We start from the raw sequence: 8,564 nt of genomic DNA on the forward strand, positions 1-8,564 counted from the left end.
AAGCAAAAAGGGAAAAATACCTTTTAAACATTCCATAAAGACGTATTCTGTCTTCTACCTTCGTAGGTTTCCACCTATCCCTCCTGCCATTTCATCGAACTTACGGTAACGTATATTTTCATGGAGTCAAAAAAACGGCAAAAGTCATCTGTCATACAAAATAATTCAGTAACTTTGTCTTCGCTAATCATAGCGACAATTTATTTGTAGCACTTTGATATTTAGCATATTAAAAGTTACAGAACAAATCTCGCTATGTTCGCCAAATTATCAATGACCGGTATTTCGTTGAACTCACCTTATTGATATCATATATGAAACACATCTTATACCTAATCTGTATTTTTTTTCTTGCATCGTGCGCAAGACAAGAAAACAACTATGCTTATAGTTGGGAAGAAGATTTGCATCAACGTCTATTAACAGACTTCTGCCAAACAGAAAGCAACGTAAAAGACTATATTAAAAAATATATTCCCCATGTAACGGATGAGCAAATGCGTCAATGGGAAACATCCGGAGCACTGGAATGTCGCATAATAGATGGACAGAAAAGATATTTCATTCATGCGGCACCCAATTTATTCCGTATTGATTCCATTTGCGCTCATATCAAGCAGGAAAAAGACGGAATAAAGGACGACTTTTCCGTAGAGCAGGAAAATATGCAATCCATCATTACTTCCGTTATAAAGACAGATTCCACTTTTGTTCAGCCGAAACGAATACGTGTCACCTATATGCTAACTGTTGATAAGGATGCTGTTCCGACAGGAAAGATAATCCGTTGCTGGCTTCCTTATCCACGACAGGACATAGCCCGACAGCAAAACGTGAAGTTCATTTCCGCCAGTGAAAAACAATATATATTATCTCCTTCCGAATACATGCATAGCACACTCTACATGGAGAAAGTAGCAAAAGCTGGTGAACCTACCATTTTTCAGGAATCATTCGAATACACTTCATGGGGTGAGTGGCATAATTTGGACGCTTCCATGATTCAGCCCTACGACACTACCGCTGTATTATATAAGAAATTCACGTCGGAACGAGATAAACATATAGTTTTCACTCCCCGACTCCGCCAACTGGCAGAAAAACTTACTGCCGGAATCCATAATCCGTATGAAAAAGCATTGACTCTTTTCCGTTGGATCAATCAATTTCCATGGGCTTCTGCCAGAGAATATTCCACCATTGAAAACATCTCGGAGTATGTGTTGGAGAACAAACATGGCGACTGTGGACAAGTCACGCTGCTATTCCTTACGCTATGCAGAATCTGTGGCATTCCTGCCCATTTTCAAAGCGGGTTTATGATGCATCCGGGCTCATGGAATCTGCACGATTGGGGAGAAATATATTTTGAAGGCATCGGCTGGGTTCCGGTTGACCAATCTTTCGGCATTGAACCTTTTGCTAAAACACAGCAAGAAAAAGACTTCTTTGTTGGTGGAATAGATTCTTGGCGCATGGTTGTAAATAACGACTTCGGGTTACCATTTTATCCTGAAAAGAAATATCCACGCAGCGAGACCGTTGACTTTCAACGCGGAGAAGTAGAATGGGAAGGAGGAAATTTATATTTCCCACAATGGAACTACCAGATGCAAATAGAATATCTGAATTAAATAACAAGAGTTCGATGGAGTATATCTCTTTCCACATTCATAAGCATCAAATAGAATCATTCTTTGAATAACACTTTATTCAACCATTTATTAATGTAGACATTAACCATTCCACATCCTATACCGATAGCGGCACCGACCAACACGTCCGAAGGATAATGCGCTCCCTGATTGATTCGTGTCAACCCCACTCCGGAAGCCCAAACCGCAGAAGGAGCAATGACATACCATTTGGGGTATTTTATGGATATGGCAGTGGCTAAAGAAAAGGCTGCCGCCGTATGATCAGAAGGGAGCGATGACCGATGACTGATATGCCCGTAAGAAGCAATCTTATCCGGATACGCATCGTAAGGACGCCTCCGATTGGTCAGCTGTTTCAGGCTATAAGAAATACTCACAGCCTCGACTACTGCAGTACCTATATAAACAGCATCTCTCAACAAGGCTTTATCTTCGTTTATCAGTGCCACTACAGCCATAGCAGTCGGGAGGCCTGCCGGTATAACCAAAGCACTGGCAGAAAGCGTCTTGCTCAATCCGTGAACATCCCAACTATTAATTCTTTCTGCCACATTAACATCCGCATTTTGAGCACAAACCTGTACCATTGTCATCAGAACGGTACACAACATAAATAAACGAACTTCTTTCATTGGTTTATTTTTAATCTGCGTAAAGGTACGATAAATAAATAGAAAGAAGAAATATTTGTTCTTTTGCTTGCGTTATGAAGATATTTCGTTTATTTTTGCGAATATATTTCAAATTAGGTTAATCTGAATTTTATATTTCGATAATTAAATAACTTAAATTCAATCATTTATGTGGTTAAGTAATTCTTCTATTGGAAGGAAAGTGGTGATGAGCGTAACAGGTATCGCCCTTATCCTGTTTCTGACGTTTCACTTATCGATGAATTTAGTTGCCATTTTCTCAGAAAGTGCTTATAACATGATCTGTGAATTCTTGGGAGCTAATTGGTACGCGGTAGTTGGAACAATCTGCTTAGCAGCATTAGCAGTGATTCACATCATCTATGCTTTCTGGTTAACAATTCAGAACAGAGCCGCCCGCGGTTCCGATCGTTACGCAGTAACAGCGCGTCCGGAGGGTGTTGAATGGGCTTCTAAAAACATGTTGGTTTTGGGTATCATCATTGCTCTTGGTCTTATCCTTCACTTGTTTAATTTCTGGTATAACATGATGTTCCAGGAATTGGTAGGTAACGATACAACTCTTGCTGCCAATGGAGCTTATTGGATTAAGGAGACTTTCCATAATCCGGTATACGTAATTCTTTATGTTATCTGGCTTGTTGCTTTATGGTTTCATCTTACTCATGGATTCTGGAGTGCAATTCAGACTTTCGGTTGGAACAACAAAATTTGGATGAAACGCTGGGAAGTAATCAGTAAAGTTTATACTACTATACTGATTGCAGGTTTCCTTGCCGTTATCTTTGCCTTTGTTGCTTGCAGATAATTTGTCCAATTAATCAGTAATTGAAAAATCTTAAAATTATGACAACATTAAATTCAAAAATACCTGAAGGCCCTTTATCCGAGAAATGGACTAATTATAAAGCTCATCAAAAACTGGTAAACCCGGCGAACAAACGTAATCTTGATATAATTATAGTTGGTACAGGTTTGGCTGGTGCTTCTGCTGCTGCTTCTTTGGGTGCTCAGGGTTATAATGTACTGAATTTCTGTATTCAAGATTCACCTCGTCGTGCTCACTCTATAGCCGCTCAAGGTGGTATTAATGCAGCAAAGAACTATCAAAATGATGGTGACTCTGTTTACCGTCTGTTTTACGATACAATAAAAGGTGGCGACTACCGTTCTCGTGAAGCTAACGTTTACCGTTTGGCTGAGGTATCTGCTGCCATTATAGACCAATGCGTTGCTCAAGGCGTTCCTTTTGCACGTGAATACGGTGGAACATTGGCCAACCGTTCTTTTGGTGGCGTTCAAGTATCCCGTACTTTCTATGCCCGTGGTCAGACCGGTCAACAATTGCTGTTAGGCGCGTATTCAGCATTGAGCCGTCAGGTTCATTTAGGCACTGTAAAATTATATACTCGCTATGAAATGCTTGATGTCGTTCTTATTAAGGATAGTGAGGGTGTTGAACGTGCCCGTGGTATCATCGCACGTAATTTGGTAACCGGTAAAATCGAACGATTCGCAGCTCATGCTGTTGTTATTGGTACCGGAGGCTATGGCAACGCATACTTCTTATCTACTAACGCCATGGCATCTAATGGTTCTGCGGCTATGCAATGCTATCGTAAGGGTGCTTTGTTTGCTAATCCTTGCTTTGCTCAGATTCATCCGACATGTATTCCTGTTCATGGAGATAAACAGTCTAAGCTGACTTTGATGTCAGAGTCTCTTCGTAATGATGGTCGCATCTGGGTTCCTAAGAAGATTGAAGACGCAAAGAAACTGCAGGCAGGAACATTAAACCCAAATGATATCCCAGATGAAGACCGTGATTTCTATCTGGAGCGTCGTTATCCTGCATTTGGTAATTTAGTTCCTCGTGACGTGGCGTCACGTGCCGCCAAAGAACGCTGTGACAAAGGCTTCGGTGTTAATGGTACAGGTTTGGCTGTATTCTTGGATTTCAAATATGCTATCGCACGCCTTGGTGAAGATGTAGTAAGGCAGCGTTATGGAAACTTGTTCGATATGTACTTGGAAATCACAGACGTGGATCCTTACCATAATCCTATGATGATTTTCCCAGCTATTCATTACACGATGGGTGGAATTTGGGTAGATTACGAATTAATGACCACTATCAAAGGATTATTCGCTATCGGTGAAGCTAATTTCTCCGATCACGGCGCGAATCGTCTGGGTGCTTCTGCATTAATGCAGGGTTTGGCTGATGGTTATTTCATCTTGCCTTACACCATTCAAAACTACTTGTCCGATCAAATTCAAGTTCCTCATATCAAAACCGATAGTCCGGAATTTGATGAAGCAGAGAAGGCTGTTCAGGACAAGATTAATCGTTTGATGAATATCAAGGGTACACGTTCAGTCGATTCTATTCATAAAGAATTAGGCCATGTTATGTGGGAGTATGTTGGTATGGGTCGTACCAAGGAATCTCTAAATACAGCATTGGTTAAGCTGAAAGAAATAAGAAAGACATTCTGGAGTGATCTTCGCATACCGGGAAAAGCAGAAGATTTAAATGTTGAGTTAGAAAAAGCAATCCGTCTGGCCGATTTCATCGAAACCGGTGAACTAATGGCTTACGATGCTTTGAATCGTGAAGAATCTTGTGGAGGGCACTTCCGTGAAGAGCACCAGACACCTGAAGGTGAAGCTCAACGTGACGATCAAAACTTCTCTTACGTAGCTTGTTGGAAGTACAAAGGTGAAGGAGTTGAGCCGGAATTGATTAAAGAAGATTTGAACTACCAGTATATTAAGGTTCAAACTCGTAACTATAAGTCTTAATTATTAATTGAATAGAAATCATGGATAAAAATATAAGTTTTACACTTAAAATTTGGCGTCAAAGAGGTCCTAAAGAGAAAGGTCACTTTGATACGTTCCAGATGAAAGATATCCCAGGCGATACTTCTTTTCTGGAGATGATGGATATCTTGAACGAGCAGCTTGTAGATGAAGGTAAAGAACCTATCGTTTTCGATCATGACTGTCGCGAAGGTATTTGCGGTATGTGCTCTATGTACATCAACGGACACCCACACGGACCAGCAAAAGGTGTTACTACTTGTCAGATTTATATGCGCCGGTTTAAAGATGGCGATACAATCACTGTCGAACCGTGGCGTTCTGCAGGTTTTCCTATTATCCGCGACTTAATGGTCGATCGTTCTTCCTATGATAAGATTATGCAGGCCGGTGGTTACATTTCCGTAAATACTGGTGGTGTTCCTGATGCTAATGCAATTCCTATTCCTAAGAAGGATGCCGATGAAGCCATGGATGCTGCTGCTTGTATCGGCTGTGGAGCCTGTGTAGCTGCTTGTAAAAATGGTTCAGCAATGTTGTTCGTTTCTGCTAAGGTCAGCCAGCTTGCTCTGCTCCCTCAAGGTAAGATAGAAGCTGCTCGTCGTGCTAAAGCAATGTTAGCTAAAATGGATGAACTGGGATTTGGTAACTGTACAAACACTCGTGCTTGTGAAGCTGAATGCCCTAAGAATATCTCCATAAGTAATATTGCTCGTTTGAATCGCGAGTTTATTAAAGCAAAACTGAAAGATTAATCCTTTTAGTATATATATTTCTTGTTTAGTAAAGTTTAGGCGGATGATTCATCCGCCTAAACTTTTATACTCTTTACCTTCGTCTGAATAAAATAAAAAATATAGATGATATTTCATTAAGTAAAAATGGATATTTCAATAAAAGATATTAAAGTACAGGTTTTTCTCCTTCCATACTTTGGAGCAGAAAAGAAAGGAAGATACATTTGTAATGTGATTTTTTTCATAGTATTAGATTTAAGGTTAACAAAGGTTGGGATACAGCGGTATCCCTTTTTTTATATCTTTGTAACAAATAATCTATAAATCATGAAAAATATGAAGCATTTATTTTCTTTTCTAACATTAGTTTTGTTATTATCCGGTTGTACTCAAAAGGAAATAAAAGCCCCGGAACCTATCGGTCCACTGCCTACGCCTCAACAAGTAGCATGGAACAAGTTGGAAACCTATGCGTTTGTCCATTTCAGCCTGAACACCTTCAATGATCTGGAATGGGGATATGGCGATACCGATCCAAAAACATTCAATCCTACCCATCTTGATTGCGAACAATGGGTGAAAACATTCAAGGCTGCCGGAATGAAAGGGGTGGTTATTACCGCCAAGCACCATGACGGATTCTGTCTTTGGCCAACAAAACTGACAGAATACTGCATTCGTAATACTCCTTATAAAGATGGAAAAGGTGATATCATCGGCGAACTCTCGGCTGCTTGTAAAAAGTATGATTTAAAGTTTGGTATTTACCTTTCTCCATGGGATCGTAACTATGCTGAATACGGTACTCCCGCATACCTTGATTATTACTACGCCCAACTAAAAGAACTGCTCACCAACTATGGAGAAATCTTCGAGGTGTGGCTCGATGGCGCTAATGGTGGCGATGGCTATTACGGTGGTGCTAAAGAAAAGCGTTCCATTGATGGAAAGACCTATTATAACTTTCCTAAGATTCATCAGATTGTTCATGAGCTACAGTCGAACGCAATCATTTTCTCCGATGCCGGCCCGGGATGCCGTTGGATAGGGAACGAGCGTGGCTTTGCTAACGCTACAAACTGGTCGTTTTTACACAGCAACAAGGTGTATCCGGGTTATCCAAAAGCCGATGAGCTGACCAGTGGACATGCCGATGGAGATACATGGGTGGGTGCCGAATGTGATGTATCTATTCGCCCGGGATGGTTCTTCCACGAATCACAAAATGATCAGGTAAAGACGGTCGATCAACTTACCGATCTTTACTATCGCAGTGTAGGGCATAATGCGAATCTCATTTTGAATATGCCAATTAATAAGGAAGGACTTATCAGTAAAACAGATTCTACCAACCTTGTACAGTTCCGCCGGAACATAGAGAAACAGTTAGCTGACAACTTACTGAAAGGTATCGTTCCGGATGTTTCGAATGAACGAGGCGGAGCTTATGTGTCTAAGGCTCTTACCGACGATAATTATGATACTTACTGGGCAACCGATGATAACGTCATTAACTCAACCATCACTTTCAAATTGCCCAAGAAAGAGCAAGTAAACAGAATGATGCTTCAAGAGTATATCCCTTTGGGACAACGAGTAAAAGTGTTCACTGTAGAATATAACGATGGAAACAAATGGCTTCCCGTTCAAATGAACGAAGAAACAACCACCATCGGTTATAAACGATTGCTTCGCTTCAAGACAGTTATTACTGATAGATTACGCGTTACCATCAATGATTCCCGCGCTTGCCCATGCCTGAATAATATCGAAGCGTTCTATGCCGGTGAAACTACCGATGTATCCTTTGATGACCAGGCTAAAGATATTCAATCACTCAACTATAAGGTACTGAATGTGGAAGAAATGGACGGTGACAAAATTAAGGATAAGAATAGCAGTACGGTTTTATTAGTTGACAATGGGTCTGTCACTCTCGACTTAGGCAAATCTGTAGCCATTAACTCTTTTCTCTACTTACCTGATATAAGCGGGCAGAATAAAGGTTCTGTCGATCATTACACGATTCAAGTTGGTGATAGTGAAACCCCAACACAGATCGTAGCCGAAGGAGAATTTGCAAACATAAAAAGCAATCCTATTCTGCAAATAGTTCACTTTACTCCGGTGAAAGCCCGCTACATTAAATTCTCTGCTAAAAGCTTGGCTTCTGAAGGCCCTATGGCAATTGCAGAGATTGGAATAAAATAAAATTATTTCAGATAGAAGAGGCAATTATACTGGATGTAATTGCCTTTTCTATCTCTAAAACCTTATACTATAAAACCAAATATACACTTCTTTAAACATCTTCCGCTTTTTTACCATTCCCAATGCAATAAAAGAATTAATTAATCTTAGAGAAGTATATCATCGAAATAAACTCATAAAAAGATTAAGAGTTCCTATGAACAAAAAGAGTGATGACCATCTTTTACCAAAATGATCAGAAGATTTCTTCGTTTCACCTATGTGAAACAATCGTTTCACTCCTGTGAGACTATCGTTTCACTTCTGTGAGACAAATAACTCATACGTATGAGTTGAACAATTCATACACATCATGACTTTACCTGATTTTACTAGACACTTTTTTGCTACATTAGCTGAACCTGTAGACACTTTTTTCCTTGCCATACTGATTCCCTATACACCATCGAGCAACCCGTGCTGTTTTGATAGACAGTGCA

6 protein-coding genes are annotated in these 8,564 nt (G+C 40.2%); 5 read left to right on the top strand and 1 reads right to left on the bottom strand.

All coding sequences use genetic code 11. The features are described from left to right. Positions 1-314 precede the first annotated feature (314 nt). Positions 315-1,634 carry a transglutaminase-like domain-containing protein gene (locus tag LO761_RS11355; protein ID WP_272818398.1) on the top strand — a complete coding sequence of 440 codons (1,320 nt, stop codon included), beginning with the start codon at positions 315-317 and terminating at the stop codon, positions 1,632-1,634. A 56-nt stretch (positions 1,635-1,690) separates the two neighbouring features. On the opposite strand, the gene LO761_RS11360 is transcribed toward LO761_RS11355, so the two are convergent. Next, positions 1,691-2,290: a phosphatase PAP2 family protein gene (locus LO761_RS11360; RefSeq protein ID WP_272818399.1), complete on the bottom strand. Its 600-nt coding sequence runs from the start codon at positions 2,288-2,290 to the stop codon at positions 1,691-1,693. Positions 2,291-2,459: 169 nt separating this feature from the next. Between LO761_RS11360 and LO761_RS11365 the strand changes: the two genes are divergently transcribed. The 4 genes from LO761_RS11365 (at position 2,460) to LO761_RS11380 (ending at position 8,085) form a co-directional block, all read left to right on the top strand. Further along, positions 2,460-3,119 carry a succinate dehydrogenase cytochrome b subunit gene (locus LO761_RS11365; RefSeq protein WP_272818400.1) on the top strand — a complete coding sequence of 220 codons (660 nt, stop codon included), beginning with the start codon at positions 2,460-2,462 and terminating at the stop codon, positions 3,117-3,119. Positions 3,120-3,157: 38 nt separating this feature from the next. After that, the gene (locus LO761_RS11370) at positions 3,158-5,116 is read left to right on the top strand and encodes a fumarate reductase/succinate dehydrogenase flavoprotein subunit (protein WP_272818401.1); all 1,959 of its coding nucleotides are present in this window, start codon (positions 3,158-3,160) and stop codon (positions 5,114-5,116) included. 20 nt (positions 5,117-5,136) lie between these two features. Continuing rightward, on the top strand, positions 5,137-5,892 hold the full coding sequence (locus LO761_RS11375) for a succinate dehydrogenase/fumarate reductase iron-sulfur subunit (protein WP_272818402.1): 756 nt from the start codon (positions 5,137-5,139) through the stop codon (positions 5,890-5,892). 309 nt (positions 5,893-6,201) lie between these two features. Then, positions 6,202-8,085 carry an alpha-L-fucosidase gene (locus LO761_RS11380; RefSeq protein WP_272818403.1) on the top strand — a complete coding sequence of 628 codons (1,884 nt, stop codon included), beginning with the start codon at positions 6,202-6,204 and terminating at the stop codon, positions 8,083-8,085. Positions 8,086-8,564: the final 479 nt, after the last annotated feature.

The sequence above is a fragment of the Phocaeicola oris genome (assembly GCF_021295095.1).
Lineage (GTDB): Bacteria > Bacteroidota > Bacteroidia > Bacteroidales > Bacteroidaceae > Phocaeicola > Phocaeicola oris.